The following is a 16,461-nucleotide window of genomic DNA, read 5'->3' on the forward strand; positions in this document are numbered from 1 at the left end:
TTCTTTTACTCTGTATGCTGGCAGGCATCGCTGCCTGCGGAGTGCCTGAAAACAGGACACGAAGCACATCTTTACCCGACAGCACGGTCACACACTGGCAGCCGCTCACCGATTCGGGGGCGGCTGTTTACGTGGAATTCGGGTACAATGCTGCCGGTAATGATTCGGTAAAGTGGGGAAATGCTGAATTTTCGCGCATTGAAAAGCTAAGCAGTCTTACCGGCGGGCGGGCGTATGAATATCCACCTCAACTACTTTGGCAAAACAACGATTTCGTGTGCCTGATGACCAATGCCGACGGCCCGTTTTCCGAACATCTCTTTTTGCCGGCCGAACGTGCAGCCTCTCCCCGCTTCTTTGCTTCGGATATTGAGTATATAGACACCACATTCAATTTCGTACTCACAATCGACTCAGTTTCCGAAAACGGGAATACGCATTGTTTGTATTGGAAAATTTCGTCACTGCCAGAAAGTGAAAGCCTCACATTCAGTACCCTGGTTCAGCCCAACTGCACTGTTTATCCCTGGCATGGCGAAATAAGGCGTAATGGCGAAAGAGTGATAATTGATGATTGTGTCGGGAAAACTGCCACTGAAGTGGCAATAAGGCAGTTTTTGGCAGACAAAGCCTGCGTGGATTGATCAGGAATTGATAAACATTGGTTTAATGAATGATTAATCACAAAAGGTGTTAACAGCATACCAAAAGGGCCTGATGTTTGTTGTATTAATGAACAGTCAGTTGATCCCGAACTAAATTTTATTATTCACATATTATCGTTTTACCGTTATGAAACGCACCAAATCAAACCAACCAGTTGCAGTAGCCGAAGGCCGCCGCATCAAACTCAAAATTGACTCACGCACCGTAATTGTGGTTCGTAGCCAGGCCGCTGTGGAAATGTGGCTTAAACGTTTTCCCGCCGCACAGGTAGTTGAATAATCACTTCATTCAAAATGCACTTACATCCCCCCGAAAACGGCAGTTACCTCAAGAATAAAGGTTACTGCCGTTTTCCATTCATAAAACCCGCAAAATCCGCCCGACCGGCAATAACGTACATTCATCGGTAAGGCTTCACAGCTTGAAGAAAAGCCCGAACCTAAGCTGCACAAATGGCGTTTATTTGAATAAAATTTCAAAACAATGATGCGGCCTTTAGTGTTACCAGTAAAACCCACTATCATGAAATCAAAAAGTCGTAAACCCGTAATGCACAAAGCCTACGAAGGGCAAACCATCAAACTGCGTGTGGATAACAAAACTACTATTGTGGTACGCACCCAGAAAGCACTTGAAATGTGGATGGAACGTTATCCCCAGGCTCAGGTAGTAGCATAAAAAAATCCGCCGCCCTACAGGCCGCGGATTTTTGATTTAAGGTTTAATGCCGTTATTCGATCAGTTCGTCTATCGCATCCATTTTCTCCTCAGTAAATGCACCTGAGGTAGCATATACAATTTTCCCTTCCTTATCGAGCAAAAAGATATACGGCTTCTTTTTGTCAGTCATTTTCAGTTTGTCCTTGTAGCTGTCCACCTCGCCTTTGTAAATCAGAATATGCGGCTGAATATCGGCCTGAACTTCTGTTTTCATGCGTTTTTTGGCACTTTCTGCGGCTGAGGCCTTAGCACCGGTAAACATGGGTACGAAATACAGGTTTACATCAAACGCATCATCCATTAAACCGGTTTTGGCAATAAACTTATCGTAAGCCGGTTCGTACCAGGTTTGGAGATCGGGTTCGGCATCTTCCGACCAGGAAAGGCAGATGAGTGTAAATTTACCTTTGACATCGGCCGGCAGCGATACGTTTTTGTCCTTCAGGCTTTCGGCTTTCATATCGGGGAAAATGCTTCCTACGGGGGCATCGGCCAGCGAAACACTGGTCAAAAACGCGGTTGCAAACAGGAGTGCTTTCATTCGTGAATAAGTTTCTGATTTACGAATGTAACGCAAAATCCATACCGCGTATTTTTGCAGGTAATGAAACCGCTGTTATTTGCATTAACCCTGCTGCTTTTTGCCATTTCCTGCAAAAGCAAAAAATCAGGCTCCGGCTATGTACCGCCAGCCACCACAACCACCGCCACTCCGCCCCCCAAGCCCCCGGTTAAGCCCGAGCCGAACGACATGCGCATTGTCATTCACGAAGAAATGCTCAACAAAATGCTGGCCGCGCTGGGCAACATCAGCGGCAAGGAGCCCTACTCGGCCCTGCTCATGAAAGACACCTGCTACTGGACGCTCATCGGCCCAAAAATCCGCCTCCATCCCGGCAAAGCCGATTTCGAAACCAATGTAAACGTAAAAGCCGGCCCGTTCAACTATACCACGCCCGTAAAAGGCAATGTGGCCGTAACTTACGACCGGATCAAAAACGTGATTAACGTAAAAATTGAATCGGCCGTAATGGAACTTTACACCAAAGTACTCGGCAAAAAAATCCACATCAAAGACATTGACCTTGCCGACCAGTTTACCGAGCCTTTTACGTTTGACGGCCCCACCGCCACCGAAAGCGAAATGGAATTTCCCATGCCCGACGGCACTACAAAAGTGGTAGTAATGCGCACCAGCGACTGCGACCTGAGCGTGGTGGAAGACATGATTCTTGTGCCTTGTGAAATGGAGTTTTTGCCCAAACCGGCTGCAAAGCCTGCTCCCAAGCCAGCGCCTAAAAAGTAAGGCTTTACTTCCCCAGTGCTTTCTTGTAATTCTCCAAACAGCGGTTGCGCGCAAACGTGTGCTCTACCATGGGTTTCGGGTAAGCGGCGGTGCCCCATTCCGGCACCCATTTTTTGATATAGGCAAACTGCTTGTCGAATTTTTCCTGCTGCGAGGTGGGATTGAAGATGCGGAAGTAAGGCGCAGCATCGGTTCCGGTGCCTGCGGCCCACTGCCAGCCGCCGTTGTTGGAGGCCAGCTCAAAATCAATAAGTTTTGCCGCGAAATAAGCCTCGCCCCAGCGCCAGTCCATAAACAAATGCTTGGTGAGGAAGCAGGCCGTAATCATGCGCACGCGGTTGTGCATAAAACCGGTGGCATTGAGTTCGCGCATGCCGGCATCCACAATAGGATAACCTGTGCGGCCTTCGCACCAGCGTTTAAAGTCGGCCTCATCGGTGCGCCATTCAATGCGGTCGTATTCCTTTTTGAAAGCGCCGCCTACCACGTGCGGAAAATGCCAGATGATTTGCTGGTAAAATTCGCGCCAGATGAGTTCGTTGGTCCAGTGCTCGCTCAGCGGCAGCGCCTGCGCCACAAGGCTGCGGATGCTTACCGTGCCAAAGCGGAGATGCACGCTCAGCCGCGAGGTAGCGGGCAACGATGGAATATCGCGGCGTTCGGAGTAATGTTTGAGCAGGTCGGCGGTAACGGTTTTGGCGGGAAATGCTTCGGGCATATCAGCAAAACCCATTTCCTGCAGCGGAATAAGCGGTTTGGCAGGATGCTTCAGGAAATTGCCGAAGTATTTTTGGTTGGGATAGGGTTTGAGGTAAAAATCGGTAAGCGTGGCGCGCCAGCGGTTTTTGTAGGGTGTAAACACGGTGTAAGGCTTGCCGTCGTCTTTGGTCACTTCGTTTTTCTCGAAAATTACCTGGTCTTTGGCAAGATGAAAACCAACGCCGTTTGCGGTAAGCATTTCGCCAATGGCTTTGTCGCGCTGGCGGGCATACGGTTCATAATCGCGGTTGGTATAAACAACTTTTATATTGAATTCGCGCAGGAGCTGCGGCCACACTTCGGCTGGTTTTCCGTAGCGGGTAATAAGCACACTGCCCAAAGCAGCCAGTTCATCAGCCAAATCCTGAAGGGCGCGGTGAATAAACACCAGCCTGCGGTCAGACTTATCCTCTAGTTTATCGAGAATTTCGCGGTCGAAAATAAATACCGCCAGCACAGGTTTTCCGCTTTTCAGGGCATGATACAAACCGGCATTGTCATTGAGCCGCAAATCGCGGCGAAACCAGAAAGCGGTTACTTCCGGTGTATGTGCAGACATAAATTCAGCGTTTCAACTGTTTTCGGGTTACAACAGCGTTGTTGCCATTGAACTTTAACTCCCAGTTTTCGTCGAAAATCTGCGGAAGATAGCGGCGGTAAAGCAGGCTGCGCTGCGAAGATTTATCTTCAGTTTCGCCCTCTTTGGGAATTCCGGTAAACTCGTAGCACACCATTTTGGGATGTTCCTGCATAAAAATGCGCACCACCTCCGAAATGGTATTCATTACCCGAAATACCTCACCACGATTGGTTTCCACATACTCTTCTCCGTCAAACTCGTCGTTTATTACCCCAAAAACAATTGTAGCATGCAAAATGTTGTCCTGCCTGCGGCCAAAACGCACTTCATACTCAATACCGCTGTCGGTAGTAAAAAAATACAAACCTGCCGAACTTATGGCCGGACGCAAAATGGGGTACAACGCTGCATTCATTTCCTTCTCGGTGAATTCTATACTTTTATTTGCAGGGGACACTGAGTAAAAGTACTATTTAGATTGCTATCCCCGTTTATTCACCGAAAAAACCCCGGATCGAAAATGAATTTAGGCACTCTTTTAGGCTTTCTGGCGATAATGTGTGCTTCTGCGCTCTCTGCTCAAAAACTTCAACGAGATACTATTGCCGTGCTTCCCGGAGTGGGTCCTACGGTAGCTTTTGAAAGAAGGTTTGACGGCAAAATTAAACAGGTTGGGCCTGATAAATTTATCTGTGAACTGGCGCCTGACACTGTGGCTCGTCCCTGGTATTTTGTAAAGGAATATGTGATTACACCGCCCGATCTTTTTGATGATTGTATATTTATTTCGCCGTTGAAGCAGGCGGAATCAAAAAGCGACCCTGAATTTTTCCTGCAACAACATTCAGATGAAATTTATTACGACCGAATAAAGTGGTTCAAATCTGAAAGATCGCCCGGATATCGTGTTCCTGCATCTGCAAGATATTATCTGGATACTACCAAACTTCACTTCTATTCAAATTCATTAATCTGTTCCGATACGCTTACTCAGAAAATTGCATTACAATATTCTCCCCCTTTTTATTTCCGGAAAACAGAAGTTACCAACGCCGAATACCGTGAATTTGTAAACTGGGTAAGGGATTCCATTGCCCACACACATTTAAAGCATTTCAACCCAAACGGAACAATTAATTGGTTGACTAAAATTGATTATGCAGATAGTATAACCAGAGAGAAAACTGGCTTTTTTCTTCCAATTCATTTACGCTTTTGGGCTCGAATTGAAGTGGATTCCCGTAAACTGATTTACAAATTCCGAAACAAACCCACTGAACTTTCATCCGATACGCTTGCGGTTTATCCCGATACATTGAGTTGGATACATGATTTCAGTTTCAGTTTTAATGAGCCAATGACTAATATGTATTTCTGGCATCCGGCATACAACACCTATCCTGTGTGTGGTGTAAGTTACTGGCAATGTCTTGCATATCTCGACTGGCTGAATGTGAAAATGAATAAACGTGTTTACGGCAAAGGACTGAAAATAACCTGTGCCTTGCCTTCTGCTGCAGAATGGGATTTGGCAAGCACGGCCGAGAATGAAAACGGACAAATCCGTCTGCTTGGCGAAAACTACAACCAGCTTTGCGACGATTCATGGCTTACTGATTTAGTTGTAAACAACCTTAGAGGCAAGCGTGCATTACAAGTTATCAGTCCCGAAGAATCGGCTGTCAACACAAATGTTGACACAGTAATCAGCAAGTCTCGTTACTTTACTTACCAATTGTTCGATTCCAGAAATCTTCGTTTATTACTTCACGAGAATAAACTGATGTTTGGCAATCTGACTATCGACGATGGTTTTCATACGCAGTCGGTAAATCATCAAACCCCCAATAAATATTTTGATGGACTAAAATTCCGTCGCATGGCACATAAAAGGCCAGCCAATACATACTTTAATGCACATTTAGACAACAATAGCATAAGTTACCTCGACGGGAATGTAAGCGAATGGCTGCGCAACGACATAAACGAATGCTGGCGGCCTGTAATGACGAAGCGTCTAAACCACTGGTCGCCACTAATGACTGCCGAAGATTCTATTGTACGCAGCATCGAAAGCCTTTATTTCCGCCAGCTTCCGGCGCAGGGCAAATTGGTGATGGGCGGAAACTGGTTCGACGAACGTTTCAGCTTGGCCAATGGCAAAAACCCCGCTGGCTACAACGCCAAAACTTTCCTCAACCCGGCCGAAAAGCACTGCACTGTGGGTTTCCGGTATGTGATTTATGTAACGGCAGCCGAAACCACTACCCCGCAACCAAAGAAGCCCTAACTTTATACCAATGAAACACCTGCTCTGGCTGCTGCCTGCCCTGCTAATGCTTTCGGCACATGAAAAAAGCAACACGCCGGCAAAAATTACGGCCGATGGTATTTTGCAACGCATTGCAGCCGGAAAAGACACCACCTACGTGGTTAACTTCTGGGCCACCTGGTGCGCTCCCTGCGTAAAGGAATTGCCCGATTTTGAAAAGCTCGACAGTGCTTACCGTGCAAAGCCGGTGAAAGTGCTGCTCGTATCGCTCGACTTCGAAAATCAGGTGCAAACCAAACTGGTGCCGTTTATACAAAAACGTAAGCTGCACAGCGAAGTACTGCTGCTTAACGAAGTACACGACAACGAATGGATTCCGAAGATTGATGCGAAATGGCAGGGCAACTTACCCGCCACGCTGGTGACGCATGCAGGCAAAGATTTCCGCACGTTTCTGCCCCGCTCCACCCACTTTACTGAGCTTGACAGCCTTGTGCAGCAGGCGTTTTAAGCCAGTTTGCCGGTTAGCTGTTCACCCGGCTTTGAAATAATAAACAAACCGGTGAATGTGAGCAGGCCATTGAGCAGCAGCAACTCATTGCCAAACTGATAACCGCCAAACCACGCTTTGCTGTAGGCATTGAGCACATAACAAATTACAGGCGCAGCAAGGCATACAACCGGAACCAGTTTTTCAACCGTACCCCGCTTGGTGAGTATGCCAAACATAAACAACCCAAGCAGCGGGCCGTAGGTGTAGTTTGCCACAGTAAACAGCTTGCTCACCACCGAATCATCATTGATGATTTTAAACAGCACGATTACCAGCAGCAGCAGCACAGCAAAGGAAATGTGTACCATGTAGCGCAGCCGCTTTTTCTCGGCTTCGGTGCGTGTGCTTTGCGGATTGTTAAAGCCGAGAAAGTCTATACAAAACGATGCGGTGAGCGCTGTCAAAGCCCCGTCGGCACTGGGATAAGCGGCCGAGATAAGACCGATGATAAAGAATATGGCCGAAACTGTGCCCAGATGATTCAGTGCAATGGTAGGAAACAGATCGTCTGACCGCTCAACCGTAATGCCGTGCGCATTGGCATACTGCCAGAGCAATACTCCCAGCCCAAGAAAAAGCAGATTAACCACCACCAGCACGGCACTGAATGTGAGCATATTTTTCTGCGCCTCTTTGAGCGAGCGGCAGCTGATGTTTTTCTGCATCATTTCCTGATCTAATCCGGTCATGGCAATGGCAATGAAAGCCCCGCCAAAAAAGGCTTTCGGGAAAAATTTGGCGTGCGCCCAGTCAGTTACAAAAATCGAAGAACGACTATCGTTTGCAACCGTACTGAACAAACTACCCAGATCATAGCCCGACAAATCGGCAATGAGCCACACACTCAGCACCAGCGAAAGCAGCATGAACGTAGTTTGCAGCGTGTCTGTCCACACAATGGTTTTTACGCCACCTTCAAACGTATAAAGCAAAATGAGAATGACAAAAATGGCTGTGGTTACTGCAAACGGCACGCCCCACTGATCAAACACAAACAGCTGAAGCACATTTACCACAATGTACATGCGGAAAGCCGCGCCAATGGTGCGCGAAAGAATAAAGAAAAACGCACCGGTACGGTACGATACATTGCCCAAACGCTGCTGGAGATAGGTATAAATTGACGTGAGGTTGCGCTTGTAGTAAAGCGGCAAAAGCACAAACGCAATTACCGAATAGCCCAGCAAATAGCCCAGCACCATCTGGAAATACGAAAACTGTTTCGCATCCACCTCACCCGGAACCGACATAAACGTTACTCCCGAAAGCGATGCCCCGATCATTCCGTACGCCACCAGATACCAGCGCGAAGAGCGGTTGCCAACAAAATAAGTTTCGTTGGTAGCACCGCGCGAAGTAATCCACGTAACTCCAAAAAGGATTACCGTGTACAACGCCACACAAATTAAAATCAGGCTGGCCGACATAAATTGATCGTTTTTACAAAGAACGGAATTGCCCTCACCGGATAAGGAATTCCATGAGACCCAATATGAACAGGTTTTTACACAATAGTGGAAAACACCTGTTTTTCGATTATTTCACTGTTTTTTGTCACAAGTCAGTCCATCTCACCTCAATCATAAGTAATTAATTTTCAGCACTATAATTGTATCATTAATTCATTTATCAACAAAACGGACATTGATTCACTAACCGGGTATTTGAAATTAGGGTTTGTTGCTCTACATTTAACCAAACCTAAATAATCAAAAACCCAAATTGCCCATGACAAAACACATGTTAACAGGCTCCCTCCTATTACTGGGACTCTGGGCAAGGGGACAATCGGTAGAACAGAATGTTCTTTCTTCATCCGGCGATTTCTTTTCGAATTCGCAGGGAATGATTGAATGGACATTGGGTGAACCGATGTCGGAAACGTATGGCAATGCGACCAACTTTCTGACACAGGGTTTCCATCAAACCATGCTCGACCCTAATTCGGTGCCCGAGCAGGTTATCGGAAATCTGAGTTTGTTTCCCAACCCATCCAGTGACCAGGTCACACTCCAGTTCGATGCAGAGAGCAGCGGTGTTTATACCGTTGAAATCTACAACGCGCTGGGTCAGCAACTCAGCAGCCGTCAGCTCAACATTATGCCCGGCGGTTACCGACATGAAATAACCGTTCGTGATTTCACCGACGGTATTTATTTTGTGACGGTTCGAAAAGTGGGAACTGATGCATCAGCATCATTCCGTGTAAACAAAGTATCTTAAATTCAAACCCAACCTATGAAAAAAGTATTACTGCTTCTGTTTTCTGTAATTGCAGTACAGTATGCGGTTGCTCAGGCACCTACCCAGATGAAATATCAGGGTGTGGCCCGCAATGCTGCCGGTGCTCCGATTGCAAACGGAACCATCACTGTGAAATTTGATATTCACTCCGGTTCTGCCACAGGCCCGGTTGTTTACACCGAAACACATGCCGGTGTAACCACCAACCAGTTTGGCCTGTTCAATATCAATATTGGTTCAGTAACTCCCCTCACCGCCTCTATTTTTGGTGCTGGTACTGAGTTTATGGAAGTTTCTGTTGACTTTGGCTCTGGTCTTACCAGCCTGGGTACATCACAACTTCTTTCTGTTCCCTACGCCATGTATGCCGAAACTTCGGGCACAGCCGGTCCTGCCGGCCCCACAGGTGCTACTGGTGCAGCTGGTCCTGCCGGCCCTTCTGGTCTCGACGGTGCCACTGGTCCGCAGGGCCCTGCCGGTCCTTCTGGTCTCGACGGTGCTACCGGTCCGCAAGGCCCTCAGGGTGTAGCTGGTCCTTCTGGCCTTGATGGCGCTACAGGTCCGCAAGGTCCTGCCGGTCCTTCTGGTCTCGACGGTGCTACCGGCGCACAAGGCCCCCAAGGTATTCAGGGTGTAGCTGGTGCTAACGGTGCTACAGGTGCTACCGGCCCGGCTGGTGCAAATGGTGCAAATGGTGCTACAGGTGCTACCGGCGCTGCTGGTACAAATGGTGCAAATGGTGCTACAGGTGCTACAGGTCCTGCTGGTCCGCAAGGCGCACAGGGCATTCAGGGTGTGGCTGGTCCGGCTGGTGCTACAGGTGCTGCAGGTCCTCAGGGCGCTCAGGGTATTCAGGGTGTGGCTGGTCCGGCCGGCGCTACTGGCGCTACCGGTGTGGCTGGTGCCACAGGCGCTACTGGTGCTACTGGCCCCGGCGGTATAACTGGTACTACCGGTTATCACCCCAAATTCTTGACCGCCAATACACTTGGCAACTCAATCATGCAGGAAAATACCAACGGCAACGTTTCAGTAAACATTGCTCCGTCAATCAGTTATCGCTTCTACGTATATCAGCAGCAGCTTACTGTTAACGGCGATGGTCAGTCATCAATGTTCGGCTACCGCACCCGCGACAGCCAGAACGATGGTACCGGCTATGCACAGAGCGTGGCTAACGATGCTACCCGCGGTTTCAACTTCTGGGGCGATTTGTACACCTTCGGCGTAGGTGGCTGGAACTACAACGACTATACCCGTTGCGGCGGTACCTTTGGTGCTGAAGTTTCTGGTACTTACTGGGGTTCACTCGGCTACCGTTCTTCTGCACTGTTGAACTACGGTGTGTATGGCTCTGCTGCTTATGCAAACGGTGGCGGCCGTCTCTCTAACGGTGCTGCAACCGGTATTGGTGGTGCTTTTGCCGGCGATCTCATGGGTGCATGGGTACGTGGCGATGTAATGGGTCTTACCACCTCTGGTTCTATGTACGCTGCTTTCAACGTAGGTAATACCTTCAACACCGGCTACCATGCTGATCTCGTAAACACCAACGGTAACGTAACTCCGGCTTACGCGGTTACTTCTACCAAAGTAAAAGTGTACGACGATGGCGCTGGTCAGCTTGCCAGCGGTACAACCCGTGTAAACTTCACACCCGAATTTGCGGCACTCGTAGCTGGTGGCAAACCCACCGTTACCATTACCCCGCAGGGTCAGTGCAATGGTCTTTACATTGTTTCTGTTGACGAAAAAGGCTTCAACGTAGCTGAACTCAACAACGGTACCAGCAGCGTATCATTCTCATGGATTGCTGTGGGCACCCGCGTGGATGCTGCCAAAGCTGAAGTTCCGGCTGAACTTACCAACCCGAATTTCGCAGGAAATATGCAGGGTGTAATGTTCAATGAAGGCAACACCGAACAGTCTGGACAGCCTGTATGGTGGAATGGCTCTTCTCTCCAGTGGTCAGCTCCCCCGAGCTTGTCGCGCGAAGAGAAAGGCAACCTGCTGAGCCGCGGATCTAAGCGCCAGTAATCATTCATTGATTAGTTTTATAAATCCCGTCCGGAAAATTCCGGGCGGGATTTTTGCTTTATCTCCTGGTGTAATGCGTAATTTCGGGAACGATGAATAGCCCAAAAAAACATCAGTCACCGCATCCCCATTTCGTTGCCGTTTTGGGGCAACGAATATGCGTGGCTGTGTTGTGTGTAATGCTTTATTCTACAACGCTTCACGGTCAGCATCAAAAACCGGGGCTTGATGAGACCTATTTCCGAATGATTATAGGTTATCTGGCTGGCGACTCAATGAAAGGCCGTTTGCCCGGCACGGTGGAAGAAAACAGAACTGCCGGATTTATTGCAGAGCAGCTGAAACTGGCCGGTTGTAAACCACTGAAGAAAAAATTCATTCATCCGTTTACCTATTCCAATCCCGATTCAGTGCTTACTACATCGGCTGGCAATGTGCTGGGGGTAATTGACACACGCTCGTCTTATTGCATTGTGGTGAGCGCGCATTACGATCACATTGGCATGGGAAAGCATCATTCAAAAGCACCTTTTTCGAAGCAAATACACAACGGAGCCGACGACAATGCCAGCGGTGTGGCGCTTCTGCTGGGGCTTGCCGGCTGGTGCAGCAAGAACAAACATCTGCTGAACTACGATGTAGTGTTTGCCGCATTCAGCGGCGAGGAAGACGGGCTGCACGGTTCTGATGTGTTTGTACGCAGCGGCATTACTGATACCTCAAAAATTCTCTGCAACCTCAACTTCGATATGCTGGGCCGACTTGATTTGCTGAGGCCGGTACTACGTATTGACGGCGCTACTGATTTTGCCGGCTGGAACAATGTGCTGCCTGCCGATTCGGCCAAAGGCTTTCTGGTTTTGCGCCGCAGCAACCTCATAAAAGGAGGCTCCGACCATTGCAACTTTTCCGACAGGCACATCCCGGCCCTGCTCATCACCACAGGCTTACACAACGATTATCATACGCCCGAAGATGATGAAACGCGCATCAATTACGCTGGCATGAATGCCATTGCCGAATACCTGCGCATGCTTATGCTCAATTTGCAAGGCAGAAAAAAACTTGTGCAGGAATTTCATGCCTGCTGAGCAAACTCACCGCCAATTACAACTGATCGTGTAGCCAGGCCCAGGCCCAGCGTTGCGGCATCTCTGCCTTATCGGCTTTGAGATAGTCGAGGTGTGTGCAGTTTACAACTCTTGAGCGGAATACAGAGGGTTCCCAGCCATTGGCATAAAAACCTGGCGGCATAATGAGCTGATTATCGCTGCCCACCACCCAGTCGTTTGCTGTACCGAGTATTTTGCCAATACGTGTATCGAGCCAGTTTATAAAAGGTGAAGAAAGCGCCGGATCAGGGGTGTAATCGCCAACTACGGGATAGTATCGTGTAAACGGATTAACCGGATTTTTGGGCGATGCGGGCGTCCCGATAATGGCTTTAAGTTCTTCGCTGCCGGGTGTCATTGCCAAACAACCGGGCATGGATACAAACACTTTGGCCGAAAGCTGTAATGCACCGAATATGAGCGACATAAGCATATTACCCGAAATCATGCCCATAATACGCATCATGTTCAGGTAGTCAATAACATTATCGGCCGCTTTGAAATAGTCCACACCGTTGGCACAGGCAATGGGCATGAATTTCTCCACAGCCATTACATTTTCGTAAAGTGGTTTATCAATGCAAATGGTTTTGCCTACCAGCCCGCCCCGGCTGGTGGAAATCATGTCAACCGGTTTTGTAAAACGGAATCCCGGCCCGAGTCGTTTCTTAAATTCGGCCACATTTTCGGCCGGCCCATGCACAATTGAAGGATGATCAAAGGCAATGATCTGCTCGTATTTGCCGCCGTGGCGCATCACTTTGGTAAGCCATGAAGTTTCAGGATCAGGGCCGATAATGCCTTTGTATGAATTTTCGGTGGTAGAAAAGGTGCCGTGCAGAAGCAGCAATGTTTTTTTGCCTGGATCAAGTTCAAAGCCTCCGCCAATTTCCTTAAACGCCCCGTTATCAAAGCGCAGGAGTCGATAGGCATTATCTTTCATCAGAAAATCCTTGGCCGGTTTACCAAAAATTTTGAATGTAAGCACGCGTACAATCATGCGGTGCTTCCAGTTTTTGAAAATGCCCTTGCTGAAGCGTTTTTTATCTTCTTCATCCGGCACATCAAAAAAGTAGTTCATCCTGTCGCCATCACGTTCACCGGCGGGCAAAATGTATTCGGGATAACCTTCAGAAGCCAGCTGATCATCCTGATGGGTGTGATGAAGAAATACGAGTGCGCCTTCATCTTCTCCCAGCATGAGTGTTAACCGCAAACGCCTGCTTGATTTATTCTTCCCGAAACGCAACCGGTCGAATGCAATAAACCGCTCACGGATACGATCGCCAATCATGTTTTGCCATTCTTTCACAAACCCAACCTCGCGCGAAGTCACGCCAAAAGAATCCGCATTGAATTCACCCGAACAATCAATCTCTCCCGACCAGTCAACCGGCTTATCATCAGCCCTGCCGAGTGTGCCCCAAAGCCCTTCGGTACCGGCCTTGCGGTTTTTGGCAATTTTATCGGCCAGTGCGTTTACGAGTTTATTATTTCTGAAGAGTTTCTCGCGCTTACCAAGTGGAAGAAACGTGGTTCCGGCTCCATTATCAATGAGGTCGTGAAGGATGGAAATGATTGCCATAGCGGGATAAGTGTAAGGATGCAGCAATATAATAACACATCATTCCCGTTTCTGAAACTGTTGAAAAGAAAAATATGAATCTTCTTGCAGCTAAAAAAGGCTAAAAAAAAACAGGCTGCCTTTTTCAAGACAGCCTGCAAAAAACCTGGCAATTATCAATTGGTATTGAAAAGGAAATGGTTGGGCGTAACAATGTGATTACGGATTGCAAAAAGCACAAGACCGGCCGTATTGTTTACACCAAGTTTATTCATGATGTTTTTGCGGTGCGTAGTTACGGTGTGTGCACTGAGACAAAGGCGGTCGGCAATTTCTTTATTGGTTAGTCCTTCGGCCACAAGGCGAATGATTTCGCCTTCACGGGCAGAAATGCGTACACCGTCGCAGCTGTATTCGGTATCCGGTGTGGCTTCATCGGGACTCGCCATCACCTCGTTTACGATTTTTCCGCAGAAAAAGGCTTCGCCGTTTGCCGTGGCGCGTATTGCATCGAGAATTTCTTCCCGGTCGCATTCAGTAAGCAGGTAACTGCATACACCGGCTTCGAGCGCGGCGTTGAGGTCTTTACGGCCCGGACGCTGCGTAATGGCAAGTACCTTGAGCGAAGGATTGGAAGTAACCGCGGCACGGATACTTTGAACACCCCAGCCCGGCTGAAGATGATCGATAATGAGTACATCAAACGGAGAAGCTGCCGAAAGCTGACGAAGCATTTCTGCCCCATCGGCCTCGCCGGAAAGCGCAAGATCAGCCTCTGAGCTTATCAGAGCACGAAGCCCTTCTCGCACCAGATACTGCTGACCTGCTATGGCAATGCGGATTTTCATACGCTTATTTAGACTAAATTCAAATAAGATTACAGGCAAAAGTAATACGCAATCAGCCGATCACCAAATTAAGCCTGTAAAGTTTTTTAAACAATCCACTGTTCGGCAATCTGAAAAGTTATACCCTCCTCAGCCAGAGTGGTTTGTGCGAATTCCTGACGAGCCTCATTCAGTAATTCATCTAATTCGCGATAACGGACCGAAAAATGGCCGATAAGCAGTTGTTTTACCCCGGCCAAACGCGCCACACGCCCTGCTTCAAGGGCTGTGGTATGATGAGTTACCTTGGCCCGCTCCAGCAAATTGTGCAAAAAAGTGGCTTCGTGGTAAAGAAGGTCCACCCCTTTTATTTGCGCAATCACCCGTTCATCATAACGTGTATCTGAGCAAAATGCATATGAACGTGATGCCGCGCGGCCACGTGTTACCTGCTTGTTTTCAACCAGCGTGCCATCGTCGAGCCGCACATCCTCGCCGTTTTTAAGTGCATTCATTTGCGAAACGGGAATATTGTAAAACACGGCTTTTTCTTTGTCAATGGAGAACGGCCGCGGCTTTTCACGAAATAAAAATCCGCAGCAGGGAATGCGGTGATTGAGCAAAACTGTCTCTACCGTAAGCCATTCATCTTCAAATATAACCTCCTGCTTATCAAAACGATGCTCACGCCAGTGAATCGGATAGTTTAAAACCGTTCCTGAGAACTCAAGTTGTATTTCGATAATCATTTTCAGGCCGGGGGGATGGAAAATATACAGCGGATTTTTTCGGCCCAGCAGGTGAAGTGATGACAGTAACCCCATCAGCCCCAGGTAATGATCGCCGTGCAGGTGACTGATGAAAATATGGTTAATACGCTGAAAGCGTATATGATTACGGCGAAGCTGAATTTGTGTACCCTCCCCGCAATCGATAAGAAAAAACCGCTCAGCCACATTGAGCAGCTGAGCGGTGGGAAATCTTTTTGAAGTGGGTGTAGCCGAACTGCTGCCCAGAATGGTGAGCTCGAATGGCGTGCCCATAAAATAATTAATGCGAAATGGTAAGACGACGGGTAACCGTGCTGTTGCCCATGCGGAAAGAGTACATGTACACACCGGCAGGCAATGCGGCTGTTTCGAGTGTGAAACGGTTGCTGCCTTTTTCAGCATCAATTGTCTGGCGGGCTACTTCGGCGCCAAGCATGTTGTAAAGGTGAAACTCCACCTGACCGTTTACAGGAGCGTTGAAACGGAATTCGGTGCGGGCATCAGAAGGGTTGGGCGCGGGTGCATTTACAGCAAAACGCAAAGATTCAATAACAGGAAGGCTGTTGGGGGCATCAATTTCAATGCGGTAACCGGTAAGTGTGGCCGGAAATGCGGTGGGTACAGAAAGTACATTTACCGTGGCAGTGAAAAATACAATGATCGGATAAACACCATTTGAAGCAGGCCCGCCAAGTTCCTGACCCGAAGTTGCGGTGCCGGTTACTCCCACACAGCCGAATGAACCGCCGGGCATTACACCGTTTACAGGATTGGACAGGTAGGTAAAACCGGCAGGCAGGCCCGAAACGCTGTCGATCACAATCTGCGTGATGGGGAATGTGCCAAGTGCTGTAACAGTATCAGGATCCACATGAACCTGAAGATCGGTTGTATAGGGCGAACCTACAAAAGCCACGGGCAGATTAGTAACAGTATCAGGGAGGATGCCGTAATCGTTAGGACCGCTAAACACGCTGGAATTTATGGTACACTGTGCACCAAGAAAAGAGGTAAATGCGGTAACAGCAAGTAGCGTAAAGAGTTTTTTCAT

General features: G+C 48.4%; 17 protein-coding genes. 9 read left to right on the top strand and 8 right to left on the bottom strand.

Annotated features, from left to right (window positions below):
- The first annotated feature begins 14 nt into the window (after positions 1 to 14).
- The 3 genes from IM638_05410 to IM638_05420 all read left to right on the top strand — a co-directional run bounded on the left by IM638_05410 (position 15) and on the right by IM638_05420 (position 1,344).
- Positions 15 to 644, top strand: coding sequence for a hypothetical protein (locus tag IM638_05410; GenBank protein ID MCA6362453.1), 630 nt, complete (start codon positions 15 to 17; stop codon positions 642 to 644).
- Between the two features lie 148 nt (positions 645 to 792).
- Complete coding sequence (locus tag IM638_05415) at positions 793 to 945, top strand: hypothetical protein (protein MCA6362454.1); 153 nt, start codon at positions 793 to 795, stop codon at positions 943 to 945.
- Positions 946 to 1,188: 243 nt separating this feature from the next.
- A complete protein-coding gene (locus IM638_05420; protein MCA6362455.1) occupies positions 1,189 to 1,344 on the top strand; it encodes a hypothetical protein in 156 nt (51 codons plus the stop codon).
- Positions 1,345 to 1,396: 52 nt separating this feature from the next.
- Here the strand turns inward: IM638_05420 and IM638_05425 are convergent, their stop codons facing one another.
- Positions 1,397 to 1,927, bottom strand: a complete 531-nt coding sequence (locus tag IM638_05425; protein ID MCA6362456.1) for a hypothetical protein — start codon at positions 1,925 to 1,927, stop codon at positions 1,397 to 1,399.
- A gap of 63 nt (positions 1,928 to 1,990) precedes the next feature.
- Between IM638_05425 and IM638_05430 the strand changes: the two genes are divergently transcribed.
- Complete coding sequence (locus IM638_05430) at positions 1,991 to 2,692, top strand: hypothetical protein (GenBank protein MCA6362457.1); 702 nt, start codon at positions 1,991 to 1,993, stop codon at positions 2,690 to 2,692.
- A 4-nt stretch (positions 2,693 to 2,696) separates the two neighbouring features.
- On the opposite strand, the gene IM638_05435 is transcribed toward IM638_05430, so the two are convergent.
- Positions 2,697 to 4,010 (bottom strand): deoxyribodipyrimidine photo-lyase, encoded by a 1,314-nt coding sequence (locus tag IM638_05435; GenBank protein ID MCA6362458.1) that lies wholly within the window; start codon positions 4,008 to 4,010, stop codon positions 2,697 to 2,699.
- A 4-nt stretch (positions 4,011 to 4,014) separates the two neighbouring features.
- Positions 4,015 to 4,446: a hypothetical protein gene (locus tag IM638_05440; protein MCA6362459.1), complete on the bottom strand. Its 432-nt coding sequence runs from the start codon at positions 4,444 to 4,446 to the stop codon at positions 4,015 to 4,017.
- A 105-nt stretch (positions 4,447 to 4,551) separates the two neighbouring features.
- Here IM638_05440 and IM638_05445 point away from each other — a divergent pair, with 105 nt between their 5' ends.
- Both IM638_05445 and IM638_05450 read left to right on the top strand, forming a co-directional pair.
- Entirely contained in the window at positions 4,552 to 6,321 is a 1,770-nt protein-coding gene (locus IM638_05445; protein MCA6362460.1) for an SUMF1/EgtB/PvdO family nonheme iron enzyme, read from the top strand.
- A 10-nt stretch (positions 6,322 to 6,331) separates the two neighbouring features.
- Positions 6,332 to 6,814, top strand: a complete 483-nt coding sequence (locus tag IM638_05450; protein MCA6362461.1) for a TlpA family protein disulfide reductase — start codon at positions 6,332 to 6,334, stop codon at positions 6,812 to 6,814.
- Here the strand turns inward: IM638_05450 and IM638_05455 are convergent.
- Entirely contained in the window at positions 6,811 to 8,283 is a 1,473-nt protein-coding gene (locus IM638_05455) for a sodium:solute symporter (protein MCA6362462.1), read from the bottom strand. The two genes, IM638_05450 and IM638_05455, sit on opposite strands and share 4 nt — an antisense overlap.
- 301 nt (positions 8,284 to 8,584) lie before the next feature.
- Between IM638_05455 and IM638_05460 the strand changes: the two genes are divergently transcribed.
- The 3 genes from IM638_05460 to IM638_05470 all read left to right on the top strand — a co-directional run bounded on the left by IM638_05460 (position 8,585) and on the right by IM638_05470 (position 12,228).
- Positions 8,585 to 9,079, top strand: a complete 495-nt coding sequence (locus IM638_05460; protein MCA6362463.1) for a T9SS type A sorting domain-containing protein — start codon at positions 8,585 to 8,587, stop codon at positions 9,077 to 9,079.
- A 15-nt stretch (positions 9,080 to 9,094) separates the two neighbouring features.
- Positions 9,095 to 11,137 (top strand): collagen-like protein, encoded by a 2,043-nt coding sequence (locus IM638_05465; GenBank protein MCA6362464.1) that lies wholly within the window; start codon positions 9,095 to 9,097, stop codon positions 11,135 to 11,137.
- 245 nt (positions 11,138 to 11,382) lie between these two features.
- A complete protein-coding gene (locus IM638_05470) occupies positions 11,383 to 12,228 on the top strand; it encodes a M28 family peptidase (GenBank protein ID MCA6362465.1) in 846 nt (281 codons plus the stop codon).
- 16 nt (positions 12,229 to 12,244) lie between these two features.
- On the opposite strand, the gene IM638_05475 is transcribed toward IM638_05470, so the two are convergent.
- The 4 genes from IM638_05475 to IM638_05490 all read right to left on the bottom strand — a co-directional run bounded on the left by IM638_05475 (position 12,245) and on the right by IM638_05490 (position 16,461).
- Positions 12,245 to 13,834, bottom strand: coding sequence for a hypothetical protein (locus IM638_05475; GenBank protein MCA6362466.1), 1,590 nt, complete (start codon positions 13,832 to 13,834; stop codon positions 12,245 to 12,247).
- Positions 13,835 to 13,989: 155 nt separating this feature from the next.
- Positions 13,990 to 14,661 (bottom strand): response regulator transcription factor, encoded by a 672-nt coding sequence (locus tag IM638_05480; protein ID MCA6362467.1) that lies wholly within the window; start codon positions 14,659 to 14,661, stop codon positions 13,990 to 13,992.
- An 86-nt stretch (positions 14,662 to 14,747) separates the two neighbouring features.
- Entirely contained in the window at positions 14,748 to 15,683 is a 936-nt protein-coding gene (locus IM638_05485; GenBank protein MCA6362468.1) for a ribonuclease Z, read from the bottom strand.
- Positions 15,684 to 15,690: 7 nt separating this feature from the next.
- On the bottom strand, positions 15,691 to 16,461 hold the full coding sequence (locus tag IM638_05490) for a T9SS type A sorting domain-containing protein (protein MCA6362469.1): 771 nt from the start codon (positions 16,459 to 16,461) through the stop codon (positions 15,691 to 15,693).

This window comes from Bacteroidota bacterium, assembly GCA_020402865.1.
GTDB lineage: Bacteria > Bacteroidota > Bacteroidia > Palsa-965 > Palsa-965.